Annotated in this window: 19 protein-coding genes; 4 read left to right on the plus strand and 15 right to left on the minus strand. The window is 70.2% G+C overall.

What is annotated here, in order from left to right; genetic code table 11:
- Nucleotides 1-4: 4 nt before the first annotated feature.
- From A6A25_RS02215 to A6A25_RS02240, 6 genes are all read right to left on the minus strand, one after another.
- Nucleotides 5-553, minus strand: a complete 549-nt coding sequence (locus A6A25_RS02215) for a NuoB/complex I 20 kDa subunit family protein (RefSeq protein WP_073885992.1) — start codon at nucleotides 551-553, stop codon at nucleotides 5-7.
- Between the two features lie 14 nt (nucleotides 554-567).
- Nucleotides 568-933 carry an NADH-quinone oxidoreductase subunit A gene (locus tag A6A25_RS02220; protein WP_053715312.1) on the minus strand — a complete coding sequence of 122 codons (366 nt, stop codon included), beginning with the start codon at nucleotides 931-933 and terminating at the stop codon, nucleotides 568-570.
- A gap of 345 nt (nucleotides 934-1,278) precedes the next feature.
- Nucleotides 1,279-2,556 carry a geranylgeranyl reductase family protein gene (locus A6A25_RS02225; RefSeq protein ID WP_073885993.1) on the minus strand — a complete coding sequence of 426 codons (1,278 nt, stop codon included), beginning with the start codon at nucleotides 2,554-2,556 and terminating at the stop codon, nucleotides 1,279-1,281.
- A gap of 115 nt (nucleotides 2,557-2,671) precedes the next feature.
- Nucleotides 2,672-3,361 carry a demethylmenaquinone methyltransferase gene (locus tag A6A25_RS02230; RefSeq protein ID WP_073885994.1) on the minus strand — a complete coding sequence of 230 codons (690 nt, stop codon included), beginning with the start codon at nucleotides 3,359-3,361 and terminating at the stop codon, nucleotides 2,672-2,674.
- A 241-nt stretch (nucleotides 3,362-3,602) separates the two neighbouring features.
- The gene (locus A6A25_RS02235; protein ID WP_073885995.1) at nucleotides 3,603-4,712 is read right to left on the minus strand and encodes a glycosyltransferase family 4 protein; all 1,110 of its coding nucleotides are present in this window, start codon (nucleotides 4,710-4,712) and stop codon (nucleotides 3,603-3,605) included.
- Complete coding sequence (locus A6A25_RS02240; protein ID WP_198932552.1) at nucleotides 4,709-5,812, minus strand: glycosyltransferase family 4 protein; 1,104 nt, start codon at nucleotides 5,810-5,812, stop codon at nucleotides 4,709-4,711. Before A6A25_RS02240 ends, A6A25_RS02235 begins: the two co-directional genes overlap by 4 nt.
- Nucleotides 5,813-5,956: 144 nt before the next feature.
- On the opposite strand from A6A25_RS02240, the gene A6A25_RS02245 reads away from it, so the two are divergent.
- Complete coding sequence (locus A6A25_RS02245; RefSeq protein ID WP_073885996.1) at nucleotides 5,957-6,781, plus strand: inositol monophosphatase family protein; 825 nt, start codon at nucleotides 5,957-5,959, stop codon at nucleotides 6,779-6,781.
- A gap of 39 nt (nucleotides 6,782-6,820) precedes the next feature.
- Here A6A25_RS02245 and A6A25_RS02250 read toward each other — a convergent pair whose 3' ends face one another.
- The 7 genes from A6A25_RS02250 to A6A25_RS02280 are packed head-to-tail and all read right to left on the minus strand — an operon-like array spanning nucleotide 6,821 to nucleotide 11,600.
- On the minus strand, nucleotides 6,821-7,444 hold the full coding sequence (locus A6A25_RS02250; RefSeq protein WP_073885997.1) for a hypothetical protein: 624 nt from the start codon (nucleotides 7,442-7,444) through the stop codon (nucleotides 6,821-6,823).
- Nucleotides 7,445-7,462: 18 nt separating this feature from the next.
- On the minus strand, nucleotides 7,463-8,494 hold the full coding sequence (gene paaE, locus A6A25_RS02255) for a 1,2-phenylacetyl-CoA epoxidase subunit PaaE (protein WP_073885998.1): 1,032 nt from the start codon (nucleotides 8,492-8,494) through the stop codon (nucleotides 7,463-7,465).
- Entirely contained in the window at nucleotides 8,494-8,985 is a 492-nt protein-coding gene (paaD, locus tag A6A25_RS02260; protein ID WP_073886370.1) for a 1,2-phenylacetyl-CoA epoxidase subunit PaaD, read from the minus strand. The genes paaE and paaD overlap by 1 nt, the downstream gene beginning before the upstream one ends.
- Nucleotides 8,982-9,872, minus strand: coding sequence for a 1,2-phenylacetyl-CoA epoxidase subunit PaaC (paaC, locus tag A6A25_RS02265; RefSeq protein WP_073885999.1), 891 nt, complete (start codon nucleotides 9,870-9,872; stop codon nucleotides 8,982-8,984). Before paaC ends, paaD begins: the two co-directional genes overlap by 4 nt.
- Entirely contained in the window at nucleotides 9,869-10,153 is a 285-nt protein-coding gene (paaB, locus tag A6A25_RS02270; RefSeq protein ID WP_073886000.1) for a 1,2-phenylacetyl-CoA epoxidase subunit PaaB, read from the minus strand. Before paaB ends, paaC begins: the two co-directional genes overlap by 4 nt.
- Nucleotides 10,150-11,082: a 1,2-phenylacetyl-CoA epoxidase subunit PaaA gene (gene paaA, locus A6A25_RS02275; RefSeq protein ID WP_073886001.1), complete on the minus strand. Its 933-nt coding sequence runs from the start codon at nucleotides 11,080-11,082 to the stop codon at nucleotides 10,150-10,152. Before paaA ends, paaB begins: the two co-directional genes overlap by 4 nt.
- 41 nt (nucleotides 11,083-11,123) lie before the next feature.
- Nucleotides 11,124-11,600, minus strand: coding sequence for a DUF3592 domain-containing protein (locus tag A6A25_RS02280; protein WP_338013188.1), 477 nt, complete (start codon nucleotides 11,598-11,600; stop codon nucleotides 11,124-11,126).
- Between the two features lie 63 nt (nucleotides 11,601-11,663).
- Here A6A25_RS02280 and A6A25_RS02285 point away from each other — a divergent pair, with 63 nt between their 5' ends.
- Nucleotides 11,664-12,893 carry an isochorismate synthase gene (locus tag A6A25_RS02285; RefSeq protein ID WP_083667821.1) on the plus strand — a complete coding sequence of 410 codons (1,230 nt, stop codon included), beginning with the start codon at nucleotides 11,664-11,666 and terminating at the stop codon, nucleotides 12,891-12,893.
- 266 nt (nucleotides 12,894-13,159) lie between these two features.
- A complete protein-coding gene (locus A6A25_RS02290; RefSeq protein WP_158073674.1) occupies nucleotides 13,160-16,363 on the plus strand; it encodes a type ISP restriction/modification enzyme in 3,204 nt (1,067 codons plus the stop codon).
- Nucleotides 16,364-16,405: 42 nt separating this feature from the next.
- On the opposite strand, the gene A6A25_RS02295 is transcribed toward A6A25_RS02290, so the two are convergent.
- Nucleotides 16,406-16,600, minus strand: a complete 195-nt coding sequence (locus A6A25_RS02295) for a DUF397 domain-containing protein (protein WP_073886003.1) — start codon at nucleotides 16,598-16,600, stop codon at nucleotides 16,406-16,408.
- A gap of 2 nt (nucleotides 16,601-16,602) precedes the next feature.
- The gene (locus A6A25_RS02300; RefSeq protein ID WP_073886004.1) at nucleotides 16,603-17,481 is read right to left on the minus strand and encodes a helix-turn-helix domain-containing protein; all 879 of its coding nucleotides are present in this window, start codon (nucleotides 17,479-17,481) and stop codon (nucleotides 16,603-16,605) included.
- 122 nt (nucleotides 17,482-17,603) lie between these two features.
- Here A6A25_RS02300 and A6A25_RS02305 point away from each other — a divergent pair, with 122 nt between their 5' ends.
- A complete protein-coding gene (locus A6A25_RS02305) occupies nucleotides 17,604-17,822 on the plus strand; it encodes a hypothetical protein (RefSeq protein ID WP_073886005.1) in 219 nt (72 codons plus the stop codon).
- Nucleotides 17,823-17,859: the final 37 nt, after the last annotated feature.

Consider the following 17,859-nt stretch of genomic DNA (forward strand, 5'->3'; position numbering starts at 1 on the left):
CCGCTCACTTCTTCGCAAAGCGCTGGGAGGACGGGATCAGGTCCGTGGTGCGGCCCGACTCGGCCAGCGCCGCGGCCCGGGTCACACCCAGCGGCTCGTCCATGATCTTCGCGTGGATCTTGAGGATCGCGTCGATCAGCATCTCCGGCCGCGGCGGGCAGCCCGGCAGGTACATGTCGACCGGCACGACGTGGTCCACGCCCTGCACGACCGCGTAGTTGTTGAACATGCCACCGCTGGAGGCGCACACGCCCATGGCGAGCACCCAGCGCGGTTCGGGCATCTGGTCGTAGATCTGCCGCAGCACCGGCGCCATCTTGTTGGTCACCCGGCCCGCGACGATCATCAGGTCCGCCTGGCGCGGCGAGGCGCGGAAGACCTCCATGCCGAACCGCGCGAGGTCGTAGCGCGGGCCGCCGGTGGTCATCATCTCGATCGCGCAGCAGGCCAAGCCGAAGGTGGCGGGCCACAGCGAGGACTTGCGGGTCCAGTTGACCAGCTTCTCCACGCTGGCGAGCAGGATGCCGTTCGGGAGCTTCTCTTCGAGACCCACTTCGATCTTCCCCCTCAGTTCCAGTCGAGGCCGCCGCGACGCCACACGTAGGCGTACGCGAAGCCGACCGTCGCGACGAACAGTGCGATCTCCACCAGGCCGAACAGGCCGAGGCGGTCCGCGGAGACCGCGAACGGGTAGAGGAACACCATTTCGATGTCGAACAGGATGAACAGCATCGCCGTCAGGTAGTAGGCGACCGGCATGCGGCCACCGCCCACCACGGGCTGCGGGGACGGCTCGATGCCGCACTCGTACGCGTCGAGCTTCGCGCGGTTGTATCGACGGGGACCGATGTACGGCGCGGCCGTCACCGAGAACAGCGCGAAGGCCCCGGCGAGGACGAACATCAATACGAGGGGGAGGTAAGGGTCCAGCACTCTCCGTCGTCCTTTCCTCGCGTCGCGGTGGTGGTGCACCGCCGACCGTTGCGCACCCTAAAGGGTGTTCTTGCGGCCTCCGGAGGTTAGGCGCGCCTAACAATCCGCAGGTCGCTTGTGAAACACTTCACAAGGCATCTCAGCCGGTTGTGAACTGATTCACAAGACCTGAGGGTCAGTGTAGAACGTCACACAGAGGCGTGACAGGCACCCCTACCATAGGCCCTGACCTGCACTTTCTCGGTGCAGATCAACAGTCGGGCAACCCATCCGTGAACGGGACCACACCGGAAACGAAACAGCACCGCCCCGGAGGACGGTGCTGCGTCGGTCAGCGGAGGGCGGTTAGGCCGTTGGGGCGAGTTTCGTGGCGGCGGTGATGATGCGGTCGAACGAGTCGCCGTCCTTGGGGTCGTAAAGGCCTGCCAGCAGCTTCAGGACCAGCTTCATCAGGGTCTTGCGTGGCAGCCCGTACTTGGTCGCGGTGCGCATGATCGTCGGGTTGCCGATGAGCTTGCTGAAGACGTTGCCGAGCCGGTAGTAGCTGCCCAGGGCCTGTTCGATGCGCACCGGGTAGCCGTGCAGCGCGCGTTCCCGGCTCGCGCCCTGGCGGGCCAGGGCCTGCACGACGGACTCGGCCGCGATCCGGGCCGACTCCATGGCGTAACCGATGCCCTCGCCGTTGAACGGGTTGACCATGCCGCCCGCGTCGCCGACCAGCAGCAGGCCGTCGCGGTAGTGGGGCTTGCGGTTCAGGCCCATCGGCAGGGCCGCGCCGCCGATCTTGCCGGTGGCGTTCTCCTCGCGGAAACCCCACTCTTCGGGGGTGCCGTCCAGCCAGCTCTTGAGCAGCGCGCGGTAGTCGGTGGTGCCGTAGGCCTTGGAGGTGCTCAGGATGCCGAGGCCGACGTTCACGGTTCCGTCGCCCATGCCGAAGATCCAGCCGTAGCCGGGCAGCAGCACGTCGTTGGCGCGGTCCCACAGCTCCAGGTGCGACTCCAGGTAGTCGTCCTTGGTGCGGGGGCTGGCGTAGTAGCGGCGGACCGCGACGCCCATCGGCTTGGCGTCGTCCTTCTGGATGCCGACGCTGAGGGCGAGGCGGGCGCTGACGCCGTCGCAGGCCAGCACGAGCGGTGCGCGGTAGGTGACCGGGGTCTTGTCCGGGCCCTGCTTGGCCTCGACGCCGACCACGCGGCCCTTCTCCACCAGCGCGCCCGTGACGGTGGTCTGCTGGTGCATCCGGGCGCCCGCCGCGACCGCGGTGTTGGCCAGCATCTCGTCGAAGTCCTGCCGCGGGCGCACCAGGCCGTAGGGCGGGAACGTGGCCAGCTCGGGCCAGTCGAGCTCCAGCGTGACGCCGCCACCGACCACGCGCAGGCCGCGGTTGTGCAGCCAGCCGGCTTCCTCGCGGGTGTCGATGCCCAGGTCGATCAGCTGCTTGACGCCGCGCGGGGTCAGGCCGTCGCCGCACACCTTCTCGCGGGGGAAGGTGCTCTTCTCCAGCAGCACCACGTCCAGGCCCGCGCGTGCCAGGTAGGTGGCGGCGGTGGAGCCCGCGGGCCCCGCACCGACCACGATCACCTCGGCGTCCTCGCCTGCCTTGCGGCGGCTGGGAGTTGTCATCCCCGCTCCTTGTGCCCGTGTTCACAAAGTCCGGCGCGAGTCTACTTGCGCGTTCCTGAGGAGTTTTCGGGCTTGAGGGGTTTCGGCGGGGCTTCCGGGGCTTTGAGGGCCGGCGCTACGCGGGCTTGGTGCCGCGGTGCAGCGCGACCATGCCGCCGGTGAGGTTCATCCAGGCGACGTCCTCCCAGCCCGCGCGGGCCACGATCTCGCCGAGGGCGCGCTGGTCGGGCCAGGTGCGCATGGACTCGGCGAGGTAGGAGTACGCCTCCGGGTTGGAGGACACGAACCGGGCGATCACCGGCAGGATCCGCAGCAGGTACCGCATGTAGACGAAGCGGAACGGGCGGAAGGTGGGCGTGGAGACCTCGCACACCACCAGCCGTCCGCCGGGCTTGACCACGCGGGCCATCTCGCGCAGGGCGGCCTCGGTGTCGTTGAAGTTGCGGATGCCGAAGGAGACCGTGACGGCGTCGAACGAGTTGTCCGCGAACGGCAGGCGCAGGGCGTCGGCGGCGACCTTCGGCACCGGCCGGTGCGCGCCGCCGAGGAGCATGCCGAGCGAGAAGTCGGCCGCCACGCACCACGCGCCCGACGCCGCGTACTCGACCGTGGAGACCGCCGTGCCCGCGGCGAGGTCGAGCACCTTCTCGCCGGGCTTGGCGTCCAGCACCCGCCTGCTCCACTCCCGCCAGCGCCGGTCGAACCCGAGGGTCATCACGGAGTTCGTCCGGTCGTAGCCCTTGGCCACGCCGTCGAACATCTCGGCGACCTCGCGGGGGTTCTTGTCCAGACCTGCACGCGCCATGCCGGAAGCCTAAGTGACGCCCCCACCCCCCGGCACTCCGTCCCGCCTCCGCGAGAGTCCAACGCTCAGCTCGCGCGTGTCCTACACCCAGAACGCGCGTGTCCTACGTTCAGGCACCCCGAGTTGAACGCTCAGGACGGGCGGGCGGTGTTCTGAGCGTTGAATTCGGGTGTTCTGAACGTAGGACACGCGTGACGTGAACGTAGGACACGCGTGGGCTGGGGGTTGGATTCTCGCGGGGTCAGGTGGCGCGGAGGGCGGTCAGCATGCCGGTGACGGCGGCGTGCCAGGGGTACTGCTCGGCGCGGGCGCGGGCCGCTGAGCGGCGGGTCGGTTCCGGGTGGTCCAGCAAGGTGGTGACGGCGCCGGCGAAGGCCGGGGCGTGGTCGGGGACGGCGGCGCCGCAGCCGGGGCGGACGATCTCGCGCAGGGCAGACGAGGCGGAGACCACCACGGGGGTGCCGGAGGCCAGGGCCTCCAGTGCCGCCAGGCCGAAGGTCTCGTGCGGGCCGGGAGCCAGCGAGACGTCGGCGGTGGCCAGGAGGTCGGCCACGTCGGTGCGCTGGTTGACGAAGCCCAGGAACGTGACGGGCAGCCCGGCCGCACGGCGTTCCAACGCCTCACGCCGTGGCCCGTCGCCCGCGATCACCAGCCGGACGTTGTGCCCGGCGGCGTGCAGCTCGGCCGCCGTGTCGACGCTGCGCTCCACGTGCTTCTCCGGTGACAACCGCCCGCAGTGCACGAGCAGCGCGTCGGCGCCCCGCGCCAGGTCCGCCCGCAACGACGGGTCGTGCCGGGTCGGCGTGAACGTGCTCAGGTCCACGCCCAGCGGCACGCGGGCCACGTTGCGCGCCCCGATCCGGTCGAACTCCTCCCGCGCGAACTCCGTCGTGCACACCACCGTGTCGTAGGACGCCGCCATCCGCGCGTTCGCCCAGTCCGCGCCGCGCCGGGCCAGCGCCGGCGGCAGCAGGAACTGCTCCAGCAGCCGGTCCAGCCGCTCGTGCGAGATCACCACGCTGGGCACGCCGCGCTCCGCCGCCCACCGACCCATCCCGCGCAGCGTGAGCCGGTCCGACACCTCCAGCCGGTCGGGCGCGAGGTGGTCCAGCAACGCCCGCACGCGCCACGGGTCCACCGCCCGGTACCCGCCCGTGCCGGGGATGCGCGGCGCGGGCAGCGTGATGCGCCGCACCCCCGGCGACAGCTGCTCGTCCCCGTGCGCGTGACCGGGGACGACGAGGGTGACCTCATGCCCGTTGGCCGCGTAACCGCCGCCGAGGTGGTGCAGCGCCGTGCGCAGGCCACCCGAACGCGGGCCGTAGAAGTTGGCCAGCTGCACGATCCTCATGCGGCGCGCCGCTCCGGCACGTCCAGCACGGCCGCGTAGTGGCCGAGCAACTCGTCGCACACCGCCGACCACGTGCGCCCGCGCACCCAACGCCGCGCCGCCTGCCCGAACTGGCGACGGCGCAGCGGGTCGCCCAGCTCCACCACGGCCCGCCTGAGCTGCGCGTCGTCCGAGAACAGGTACCCGGTGTTGGGTTGCACGAGGTCACGCGGCCCGCCCGCGTCCGGCGCGACCACCGGCACACCGCTGGCCAACGACTCCTGCACGGCCTGGCAGAACGTCTCGTGCGGCCCCGTGTGCACGAACACGTCCAAGCTCGCGTAGGCCGTCGCCAAATCCGTGCCGCTCTTGAACCCGAGGAACGCCGCACCGGGCAGGTCCCGCCGCAGCTGCGCCTCCTCCGGCCCCTCGCCCACGACGACCAGCCGCACCCCGGGCAGGTCGGCGAGAGCACCCAGCCGGTCGACCCGCTTCTCCGGCGACAACCGGCCGACGTACCCGACGAGCAACTCGCCGTTCGGCGCGAGCGACGCGCGCAACGCGTCGTCCCGCCGGGAGGGGTGGAACAGCTCGACGTCCACGCCCCGCCCCCACCGGTGCACGCGCGGCACGCCGTGCTCCTGGAGCGCTTCGACCGCCCACGTCGACGGCGCGAGCGTGCGGTCGGCCTGGGCGTGCAGCCGGCGCGTCCACCGCCAGGCGGCGCGGGCGGTGAGGCCGAGCCCGTAGTGACCGGCGAACCCGGCGATGTCGGTCTGGTAGACCGCGACCGTCGGGATGCCCAACCGACGCGCCGCCGACAGGCCCCGTGCGCCCATCACGAACGGGCTCGCCAGGTGCACGACGTCCGGCCGGAAGTCGGCCAACGCGGTCAGCACCTTCCGCGTGGGCACGCCGACGGGCAGCGAGGAGAACCGCGGCAGGTCCACCGCCGGGACGCGCACGACCGGTGTGCCGAGGTGGTGGTCCTCGCCGGCGCCGGGCGCCACGACCAGCGCCTGGTGGCCGTGCGCCGTCAGGTGTTCCAGGACCCTCAGAACGGAGTTGGTGACCCCGTTGACCTGGGGCAGGAAGCTCTCGGTAACGATCGCTACGCGCACGCCGATCACCATGCGGTGCGAAGGACACGGCGGCGTGACACCTCTGCGAACGCCCGCCGAACTCCTCGCGTCGCGGTTGACGTTGGCCCTGGGTTCACCTGGAGTACGCGGCGCGGTCACTCTGTGCGGTGACACTAGGTCGGCATGACCGTCTTGTCGTCCCGACCCGCGCAGCCCGTCGATCCCGGCCTGGTGTCGATCGCGCTGGAGATAGCGGGCCGACTCGCCAACGACGCGTCCGACGTGATCATGGCGACGGCCGGTCGCGGTGCGCGACCCGATGACGAGGCCTCGCCGTTCGACTGGGTCACCGACACCGACCGGACGTTGGAGCGGCACACCCGGCGGGTGCTGACGGCCGAGTTCCCGGACATCCCGGTGTTCTGCGAGGACACCGACATCGACGTGGCGAGCGACGCGGAGTTCCGCTGGGTCGTCGACCCGGTCGACGGGACCGCGAACTACGTCGCCGGCGTGCCGTGGTGCGCGTACAGCCTGGCGCTGGTCGACCGGTGGGGGCCGGTCGTCGGCGTGGTCGCGGACCCCTACCGGGCCCAGATCTACGCCGCCGCGCGGGGCCGTGGCATGCGGGCGAACGGCACGCCGGTGCGGCTGGGTGACCAGGCGGTGAGCTCGATCGTGTGCACGGAGATGACCCGCACCGGACCGTGGCCGGGCATGGGCGAGTTCATCTCCCGCGCCGCGGTGGCCGGCACGGGCGTGCGGGTGCTGGGCTCGAAGGCGCTGGCCGTGGCCCAAGTGGCCCTCGGTCACGCCGCCGCGGCCGTGCTCGACAGCTACCACGAGTGGGACGTGGCCGGCGCGGTGGCCCTGGCGGTCGAATCGGGTGCCGCCGTGCTGGACCGAAGAGGCGAAGACGCCGCGCTGCCGGTGGACGGCCTGCTCGTCGCCATGCCGGAGGTGGCGGAGGAAGTCCTGGCCTGGTGGCAGTCCTCGACCTCCCGTTAGGTCGGTTGGCGGGTTTCGCGCTGCTCTGGGGGCTCTCGGCTAACTACCGCCCAGGTGTGGCAGTTGTTGTTCCAGGACTTCCAGGTCCGTGCGGACCGCGTCGAGGGTCGTCTGGTTCAGCAGGCGCAGGGCCGCTCGGCCCACCTCGTCCTCGAACGACGTGAAGTCGCGGACCGCGGCGGCGAGGCGGTCGGTCACCGGGTGGTGTCGGTCGGCGTCCAAGGCGCGGCCCAGGTCGGCCAGGCGGCGGACGTCCGGCAGTTCGGCGGCGAACCGGTCGGCGATGCGCTCCAGCCACTCGCGCGCCGGTGACGCGGGCACGGTGGCGACGGCCGCGTGCACCCGGCGCACGGCCAGTTCGCAGCGGCCCACCATCGCCGACCAGCGGTCGTTCAGTGGAGGCGGAGGCGGAGGGAGAGGCATCGGCATGGGCGGGAGTGGTGCGATCGCCGGGCGGCGTCGGCGGACGGCACCGACGACCAGGCCGATCAAGGTGCCGGGGATGCCGCCCATCACCACGCCGACCATGCCGGACGCGATGAAGGTCGCGGCCCACATCGGGTCGCCGTCGTCGTCCGAGGACGGCAGCGCCAAGCCGAACAAGATCAGGGTCGTCATCAGCGCCGTGCCGATGAGCAGCCCCCACAGCGCCGACCGTCCCATGGCACCCAATATGCCAGGTCAGGCGTCGTAATCCACGGTAACCGCAGGTGTCGTGGCGAACGACTGGCACGTCAGCACGAACCCGGCCTCCACCTCGCGCGGCTCCAGCGCGTAGTTCCGCCGCATCTCCACCTCACCGGAGGTGACCAGCGCACGGCACGTGCCGCACACCCCGCCCTTGCACGCGAACGGCAGGTCGGCGCGCACCCGTTGGGCCGCGTCGAGGATCGGCACGTCCGCCGGCAGCGGCACCTCCGTGCTCCGGCCGTCCAGGACCACGGTCGCGGTGGCCGCCGCGACGGAGGACTCCGCACGGCGCGGTGGGGGCGGCGGCTCGTCCACGTAGAACAGCTCGTGGTGCACGGCAGCAGGATCGACGCCCAGGGACGCCAGCACGTCCTCCGCGTCACGCACCATCCCGTACGGCCCGCACAGCCACCACGCGTCCACGTCCGCCCACGGCACGACGGTCGAGAACAACGCCCGCAGCTTCGCCGCGTCCAGCCGCCCGGTGAACAGCTCGACGTCCCGCGGCTCCCGCGACAGCACGTGCACGAGCTGGAACCGCGCCGGGTACCGGTCCTTCAGGTCGGCCAGCTCCTCGGCGAACATCACCGTGTCCGCACGCCGGTTCCCGTACAGCATCGTCACCCGCGCCCCGCCGGCCAGCACGGACGCGGCGATCGACAGCGCGGGCGTGATGCCCGACCCGGCGACCACCAGGCCGTGGTGCGACCCGGCGGACGGCGTGAAGTTGCCCAGCGGCGGCAGCACCTCCAGCACGTCACCGCGCTGCACCCGGTCCACCAGCCACGTGGAGAACAGCCCGCCGTCCACCCGCCGCACCCCGATCCGCAGCGGGCCGCCGGCGGGCGCGCAGATCGAGTACGATCGCCGCTCGTCGCCGTTGCGCAGGGTCAGGTACTGCCCCGGCGCGAACGCGAAGTCCGCGGCCAGCGACGGCGGCACCTCGAACGTCACCGCTGCGGCGTCCGAGCACAGGCGCTCGACCGACGCGACGGTCAGCTTGTGGAACACCGGCCGCGCCATCAGATCTCCTTCACGTGCTCGAACGGCTCGGCGCAGTCCGCGCACCGGCGCAACGCCTTGCACGCCGTCGACCCGAACCGCGACACCTCCGACGTGCGCGGCGACCCGCACCGCGGGCACGGCACCCGCTGCGACGGCGGGGTCAGGTTCAACGGCACGGGACCGACCGCGCGCGGACCCAGCCGGGACGGCGGCGCGATGCCCGCCTCGCGCAGCTTGCGCAACCCGTCCTCGCTGATCCAGTCGGTGGTCCACGCGGGCGACAGCGACAGCCGCACGTCCACCTCCGCGTACCCGGCCGCGTGCAGCGATCGCCGCAGGTCGGCGGCCATCTCGTCGAGCGCCGGGCACCCCGAGTAGGTGGGTGTGATCGTCACCGACACCCGCCCGTCGGACTCGGTCACGTCCCGCAGCACGCCGAGGTCGGCCAGCGTCAGCACCGGCAGTTCGGGGTCGCGGACGCGCGCGGCGACTTCCAGGGCGCTGGTCACCACGTCGCCCCCGGCAACGACCGGTGCAGGTGCTGCATCTCCGCCAGCAGGTAGCCGAACGCCTCGGTGTGCACGCCGTCGCGCCCCGCCAGCCCGTTCACGCGCGCCGCGGGCACGTCCGCGGGCCTGGTCAGCCCGGCCGCCGCCAGCACCGCGTCCAGCACACCGTCCACTTCGGACCGCAGCTCGGCCGGGTCGACCGCGACACCGGCCAGCCGCAGCTCCACGGCGTGCGCGGTGAACAGCTCGGCCAGGAACGGCCACACCCGCTCCAGCCCCGCCTGCACCCGCCGGTGCGACTCCTCGGTGCCGTCACCGAGCCGCACGACCCACTGCGCCGCGTGGTCGCGGTGGTAGGCCAGCTCCTTCAGGCCCTTCGCCGCCACCGCCGCCAGCACCGGGTCGGCGCTCGCCCGCAGCCGCGAGTACTGCGCGAGCTTCCACGACGAGAACACCAGCAGGCGGGCCATGGTGGTGCCGAAGTCACCGCCCGCGAACGGGCCGCACTCGATCTCCGCCAGGTGCACGTTGCGGAAGTCGCGCTCGTCGCGCAGGTAGGCCAACGCGTCCTCGTCCCGGCCCGCGCCCTCGACCTCGCCGGCGCGGGTCAGCAGCATCCGGGCCTGGCCGAGCAGGTCGAGCGCGATGTTGGCCAGCGCGACGTCCTCCTCCAGCTCCGGCGCGCGGGAACACCACTCGGCCAGCCGCTGCGACATGACCAGTGCGTCGTCGCCGAGCATCAGGCAGTACGCGGTCAGGTCGGCGCGGTCGACGTCGGGCACCTCGCGGTCCACCCCGGCCAGCGCCTCGGAGAACCCGGTGCCGAACGCCCAGTGCGCGTCCTCGTGCCCGTCGATCAGGGCTTCGTAAGCGTTGTCGAAGCTCATAGGTGCGGCACGTCCTCGGGGATCTCGTAGAACGTCGGGTGCCGGTAGACCTTGTCCCCGCTGGGCTCGAAGAACGGGTCCTTCTCGTCCGGCGACGACGCGGTGATCGCCGCTGCGGGCACCACCCAGATCGACACGCCCTCGTTGCGCCGGGTGTAGACGTCACGCGCGTTGCGGACGGCCATCTCGGCGTCCGGCGCGTGCAGCGACCCGACGTGCACGTGGTTCAACCCGCGCTTGCCGCGCACGAACACTTCCCACAGGGGCCACGACGCACTCATGCCACACCCTCCCGAGCCACGTGCTTCGCAGCGTGCGCCGCGGCGGCAGCACGCACCCACTCGCCGTCCTCGTGCGCCTTGCGCCGGTGCGCGACGCGCTGCGCGTTCGTCGGCCCGTTTCCGCCGACGACCTGCCAGAACTCGTCCCAGTCCGGCCGGCCGAAGTCGTGGTGCCCGCGCTCGGGGTTCCACTTCAGCTCCGGGTCGGGCAGCGTCACGCCCAGCTTCTCCGCCTGCGGCACGGTCATGTCCACGAACTTCTGCCGCAGCTCGTCGTTGGTGTTGCGCTTGATCCGCCACTTCATCGACTGCTCGGTGTTGGACGACTCGGCGTCCGGCGGGCCGAACATCATCAGCGACGGCCACCACCAGCGGTTCACCGACTCCTGCACCATGGCGCGCTGGGCGTCGGTGCCGGACATCATCGTCAGCAGCAGCTCGTAGCCCTGCCGCTGGTGGAAGGACTCCTCCTTGCAGATCCGAATCATCGCCCGCGCGTACGGCCCGTAGGACGTGCGGCACAGCGGCACCTGGTTGCAGATCGCGGCGCCGTCCACGAGCCAGCCGATCACGCCGACGTCGGCGTAGGACAGCGTCGGGTAGTTGAAGATCGAGGAGTACTTCTGCCTGCCCGAGATCAGCTTCTCGGTCAGCTCGCCCCGGTCCGCGCCCAGCGTCTCGGTCGCGGCGTACAGGTACAGCCCGTGCCCGGCCTCGTCCTGGACCTTGGCCAGCAGGATCGCCTTGCGGCGCAGCGACGGCGCGCGGCTGATCCAGTTGCCCTCGGGCTGCATGCCGATGATCTCGGAGTGCGCGTGCTGCGCGATCTGCCGGATCAACGTCTTCCGGTAGCCGTCGGGCATCCAGTCACGCGGCTCGACGCGCTGCTCGGCCGCGACGGTGCGCTCGAACTGAGCCTCCAGGTCCATGCCCCGATGTTACACCTGGAGACCGATTTACGGCAGAACTGTCACAACCCGCTGGACCTGCTCCTGCTGAGCCTGATCCTGCTGGGCAAGCCCTTCCGCACGAGCCACACCAGCGGCACCAGCACTGCCCACACGGCGAGCAGGAAGGTGCCGATCGGCAGCAACGCGAGCACGGCCGTGCGCCCGGCGACCCGGGCCACCTCCGGGTCGGCCGTGTCGTACTCGATGCGCACGAGCTGACCGGGCTCCAGCCCTTCCGGGTACAGCAGGCCCTGCGACGGGCTGTGCACGGCGCCGTCGGGCGTGGCGAAGCGCACCACCGTGCGCTGGAACGAGACGGACACCACCTCGGCGGTCGCCTTGCCCAGCCGCTCCTCGATCATCAGGTCGTCGCGCCAGCACGCCGCGAGCAGGATCACGCCGATCAGCGTCACCACCGCGCCGAACACCACCAACGACCGGCTGACCAGGAGCCGAGCCCTCGGGAGGGCACCTGTCCGCACTGCGTCGTCCGCCACAGCTGAGGAGTCTAGGACGGCCTCCGCTCCGGATCTCAGCGACGAGTCCATACCCTCGACGCCGTGACCTCAGCTCCTGCCTCGCGGACCCGTCAACGGCTGCGCGCGCACACCAGGCGCGTCATGGGCGACAACCTGCTGGGCAGGCTCCCCGCGCCGACCGGTGCGCTGAGCTGGGTGCGGGACGGGACGGGCCTGGTCGGGTGGGGTGAGGCGGCCCGGTTCGAGGTGTCGGGCCCGGACCGGTTCGCCGCCGCCGACCGCTGGTGGCGCGAGTTCACCGAGGACCTCGAAGTCGAGGACGAGGTCGGCGTGCCGGGCACGGGACCGGTGGCGTTCGTCAGCATGGCGTTCTCCGACCGGCCCGGCCGCTCGGTGCTCGTGGTGCCGGAGGTGGTGATGGGCCGGCGCAACGGGCACGCCTGGCTGACCACGATCGGCGACAGCGGCAAGCGCCGGGTCGAGCCGGTGCGCAAGCCGGCGGAGGTCCGCTACAGCGACGGGCAGGTGTCCGTCACCGGGTACCGGGAGGCGGTGCGCGCGGCGGTCGAGCGGATGCGCGACGGCGAGCTGGACAAGGTCGTGCTCGCACACGACCTGCTGGCGGTCGCGGACACCGACATCGACCACCGGTTCGTGCTCCAGGGCTTGGCCCGCCGGTACCCCGAGTGCTGGGTGTACGCCGTGGACGGCCTGATCGGCGCCACGCCCGAACTGCTGCTGCGCCGCAGCGGGTCCGTGGTCGACTCACGGGTGCTCGCGGGCACCACGTGGCCGCACGACGGGATGTCCGACGACGAGCTGGCCGCCGCACTGCTGTCGTCGGGCAAGAACCGCGACGAGCACGAGTACGCGGTGACGTCGCTGGTGGAGACCCTGCGGCCGTTCTGCGACACGATGTCGGTCGACGGGCCGTCGGTGCTGCGGCTGCCGAACGTCTCGCACCTGTCCAGCGACGTCATCGGCACGCTCAGCGGCACGCCGTCGTTGCTGGCGCTCGGCGAGGCCCTGCACCCCACGGCGGCCGTCGGCGGCACGCCCCGCGCGGACGCCATCGCCATGATCGAGGAACTGGAGGGCATGGACCGGGGCCGCTACGCCGGACCGGTCGGCTGGATCGACGGCAACGGCGACGGGGAGCTGGGCATCGCACTGCGCTGCGCCCAGGTCGACGGCCGCACCGCCCGCCTGTTCGCCGGCTGTGGACTGGTCGCCGAATCCGACCCGGACTCCGAGGTCCACGAGGCGCACGCCAAGATGCTGCCCTTTCGGGAAGCCCTCGAAGGCGCGTGACCTCTCCCCACGACCGTCACCACGTAACGCGGACGGTGATCGACCAGACATTGTCGGTGCTGCCGAGTACGTTCTGGTGATCACGTGTTCGATAAGGGGTGTGGATGACGTCGGCCAACGTTCCGGGGTGGCTGCTCACCGCAGTCGCCGATTTCGGTGAGGCGTGCAAGGCGAAACTGGCCGGACCGGGTGAACGCGAGGCCGCGATCCGCGCACCGATCGAGGCTCTGCTGAGAGTCACCGGCGAGCGATTCGGCCTGCGGGTGGTGCCGCACGACGAGGTACACGATGCCGAACGCCGGGTCCGGCCCGACTACGCGATCGGCGTCAACGGCGCGATCACCGGCTATGTCGAGGTCAAAGCGCCTGGCCATACCGTCGACCCGGCAACCTTCCGAGGTCATGACCTCGTCCAATGGGAACGCCAGCGGGACCTGCCGAACCTGATCTACACCAACGGCACGGAATGGCGGCGGTGGCACGACGGCGAACCGGTGGGCGAACCGGTGACGCTGACCGGCGGCCCGCTGGAGTCCGCCGGCAGCAAGCTCGCGGTGGGCAACGGTGACTTCGAACTGCTGCTGCGTGGGTTCCTGCAGTGGAGGCCCGCGCCGATCACCTCGATCCCCGCGCTGGTGAAGGCGATCCCGCCGCTGACCCGACTGTTGAAGAACGAGGTACTGGACCAGCTCGCCCTGGAGCGCGAGAAGATTCGCGGAGGCGCGCCGGAGCGACTTCAACCGTTCCACGGCCTGGCGACCGACTGGCGGCGACTGCTCTTCCCCCAGGCGCCGGACGACGATTTCGCGGATGGCTACGCACAGACCGTGACGTTCGCCCTCCTGCTCGCCCGGACAGAGGGCATCGACCTGCACGAGACGACCCTGCACGAGATCGGTCGCCGTCTGGGAGGTGAAGGCCACTCGCTGATGGGTCGGGCGTTGCAACTGCTCACCGATGTCGTGGCCGCCGATTTCAAGGTCACGCTGGATTTACTGGTCCGCTTGGTGGGCGTGGTCGACTGGGAGCGGATCCGCGAGCGCAAACTCGACAACTACCTGCACTTGTACGAGTACTTCCTTGAGGTGTACGACCCGGACGCACGGCAACGGTCTGGCTCCTACTACACGCCTCACCAGGTGGTGGAGGAGATGGTCCGCCTCACGGAGGACGTGCTGCGCACCCGCCTGGGCAAGACGAAAGGCTTCGCCGATCAAGGTGTGCGCACCGTCGACCCGGCGATGGGCACCGGGACCTACCTGCACACCATCGTGGAACGGGTCGCCGAGCAGGCGCGAGAGGCTGCCTCGGCGGACGGCCAGGGAGCAGTCCCCGGGGCTCAGCGCTACGCCGTCGAGTCGCTCGCGCGGCAGATCACCGGCTTCGAGATGCAGATGGGCCCGTACGCGGTAGCCGAACTGCGGCTGACCGACCTGCTGCGCAAGTACGGCACCCAACCGCCGGCGGACGGCCTGCCGTTGTTCGTCACCAACACCCTGGACGACCCCCACGCACAGGTCGAACAGCTCGGCGCCGGCCTAGGCACGATCTCCGAGTCACGCATCCAGGCGAACCTGGTCAAGGCCCACGTGCCGGTCACCGTGGTGATCGGCAACCCGCCCTACCGCGAGCGGGCGAAGGACGACGGTGGCTGGATCGAGAAGGGCGACGAGAGCGGATCGAAGAAGAGCGGCAAGAGGCCGAACGAACTGGACCGGTTCCGCGCGCCCGGCAACGGGCTGGCCGAGTACGTCCTCAAGAACCTCTACATCTACTTCTGGCGTTGGGCCACGTGGAAGGTGTTCGATGCGCACGGCCCCGAAAGTCCGGGGATCGTCTGCTTCATCACGACCAGTGGCTACCTGCGTGGTCCAGGATTCAAGGGGATGCGCGAATATTTGCGCCGCAACACTTCCGAGGGCTGGATCATCAACGTCAGCCCGGAGGGTCAACGCCCCGACGTGCCCACCCGAATCTTCCCCGGTGTGCAGCAGCCGCTCGCCATCGGCATTTTCGTCCGTGCCGTCGACAACGACACCAACACGCCCTCCCGCATCCGGTACACCACCATCTCCGGACGACGCCAGGACAAGTACCGCGCTCTGGCTGCGCTCGACCTTGACGGCGAGGGCTGGCGAGACGCCCGCACCGGGTGGCAGGAGGGGTTCACTCCCGCCGCCGAAGGCGCGTGGGACGACTGGCCCTCGATGGACGACCTGATGCCCTGGACCGCACCGGGCGTGAAGCCCAACCGGACCTGGGTCTACGCGCCGCACCCCAGCATCCTCGAAGCCCGCTGGCAACGCCTGGTCAACGAGAACGACCTGGAAACCAAACGCACCCTGTTCAAGGAAAGCGAGTCAGCGAGCCTCGACTTGAAGAAGCCACCTTTGCCAGGAACAGACACTTCCTCTCGCACCGAACCCTTCGCGCGAGAACGCGGAACACTGCCGACATCGGCCCGCGTGGGTTATAGATCCTTCGACAGGCAATGGATCATCCCCGACAACAGGCTGATCCATCGTCCATCACCACCGCTGTGGGCCGCTCGGGTACCAGGTCAGGTGTTCGTGATCGAACAGCATTCCAAAATCATCAGCACCGGGCCAGGACTGCTGTTCACCTCACTGATCCCGGACATGGACCACTTCAACAATCGGGGTGGGCGGGCGTTGCCCATGCTGCACCCGGACGGGTCGGGCAATCTGGCTCGCGGCTTGGCCAAGGGGTTGTCGGAGGTGCTTGACCTCGACACCCGCATCACGGTCGAAGACTTGGTGGCCTACATCGCGGCGGTGGTGGCGCACCCCGGCTTCACCACGCGGTTCGCCGACGAGCTGACCACGCCGGGCATCCGGGTGCCCATCACGCTGGAGCCGGACCTGTGGCGCGAGGCGGTGGAACTGGGCAAGCAGGTCGTCTGGCTACATACCTACGGCGAGGTGTTCGCCGATCCGGACCAAGGCCGTCCGCAGGGCAACGTCCGATACCCGGCCGGCGACGAGCGACAGCCGTTGTCGCTCAAGCCGATCACCGCCATGCCGACGACGCGCACGTATGACGAAGACCGGCAGGAGGGCGCGCTGGGTGACGGCGTGTGGGGACCGGTGCGACCGGAAGTCTGGAACTACGAGGTCGGCGGACGCCCGGTGGTGAAGTCCTGGTTCGACTACCGCAAGGCCACTCCGGGCGGCAAGAAGACCAGTCCGCTGGACGAGATGCACGTGGATCAGTGGCCCACGGAGTGGACACGGGAGTTCGTGGACCTGTTGACGGTGCTCACGCGGCTGACCGAACTGGAGCCCGCGCAGGACGACCTCCTCGATCGCATTCTGGCGGGCAGGCTCGCCTCCAGGACCTACCTCGGCGACATCGGCACCACCTGGCCCGCACCGAAGGAAACCCCACAGGGCAGGAAGGATCGCCTGCCCCACTACCCGGCCAGCCTGGACCACTTCGACAGCGAGTGAGACGGGGTGGCGTGGTCGACAGGCCACCCCACCCCGCTGTCGCTACCGGTTCTTCACACCCGCGAGGAAGCCCGACCACGCCGCCGAACCCACCCACAACGTCCCGCCGGCTGGGTTCTTGGAATCGCGGACACCGACACCGTGGTCGGCGGTGATGCGGCACTCCACGCACGCGTCGTTGGCGCCCGCGCTGCGGCTGCTCTTGAACCAACCGGTGTCACGCAGGGAATTCGACATGGCTAGTCCTCCTGTAGCTTCCGGCGGATCAACTTCATGGTATCGGCGTGATCACGGGCCAGTACCTGGAGTTTCCTGAAGGCGCGCAAGAGTTTCGCCGTGTCGCTCGCGTCATCGAAGTAGGTGGACGGCCCGTACACGGTCGGGGTGAACGCGACTGTGGGCGCGGTGCCGTCGAAGTCCAGCACGATCACCCCGGCGCTGGGCACCGGGTTGCTCAGGCCGCCTGACCGCAACACCTGCATGGTGATGTCCGGATACTGCTTGGCCAGGTAGAGGAGGTGTTCGAGCTGTTCCCGCTGGACGTCCGCACCACCCTCGCCGCAATCCAGTGCGACTTCGGTGAACACGAATTCCAGCTTCTTCGGTGGGTCCGTCTCCAAGCTCGTGATCTGCCTCTGGCGGCGGAAGATGTAGCGGCTCTCGATCTCGTCCTCTGACGGCTCCCAGAACACGCCGTCGCACGACGCGATCACCGCACGGATGTAACCGGGAGATTGGAGAAGGCCGGGCACCACTCCGGGCTCGTACCAGCAGATCGCCGTGGCGTCCGCTTCCATGTCGGCGAGCCGTTGGAACGAGCCGGGGAGCGTGTCGGTGTACGGCTGCACGTCCTTCGCGCTGCGCCGTAGCCGTTTGCGCGCCCGCGCCCCGAGTTCGAGGACGGTCTCGCGTTCGGCGCCGTGCACGTCGAGGAAGTCGAGGGCCTGCGCGAGCTGATCGGTGGTGAGCGTGGCGGTGCCGTCCTCGACCTTGCTGATCCGCGAATCGCTCACCCCGGTGATCGCGGCGACCTCGGCCTGGGAAGCGCTGCGCAGGGTGCGGTAACGCCTCAGCGACAGGCCGAGCTGCCGCCGCTCCAACGTCTGACGAGCACGCATGACCCCGGCCTCCGATGAGGATCTACCCGATCGAGCGAGTGCCTAAGGGGAACTTTCCCCCTAGCATCTCGCTCACACGGATAGTAACGGATGGCAACGGACAGTAAGACCGGGAGGTGCCCGTGATCAGTGCGAGCGGTACCGACGTCGAGGCGTGGGTGAAGGTCGATGACGATTGCGACATCGTCTGCGAGTTGGACGCGGAGGAAGGGGAGGCCCAGTTCAAGTTCGGCGGCAAGCGTTCCTTCGCCCTGGAGCTGATCTTCACCCAGCGGGGCCTGGAGAACCTGAGCCGGATGAGCACGGAAGCGTTGCGCAGGTTGCGCTCGGGCGAGGCTTGAAAGGTGGACGCACGCGGGGCCGCCCCCGGGTCGAGGG

Origin of the sequence: Saccharothrix sp. CB00851 (assembly GCF_001905065.1) — a bacterium.
Taxonomy (GTDB): Bacteria; Actinomycetota; Actinomycetes; order Mycobacteriales; family Pseudonocardiaceae; genus Actinosynnema.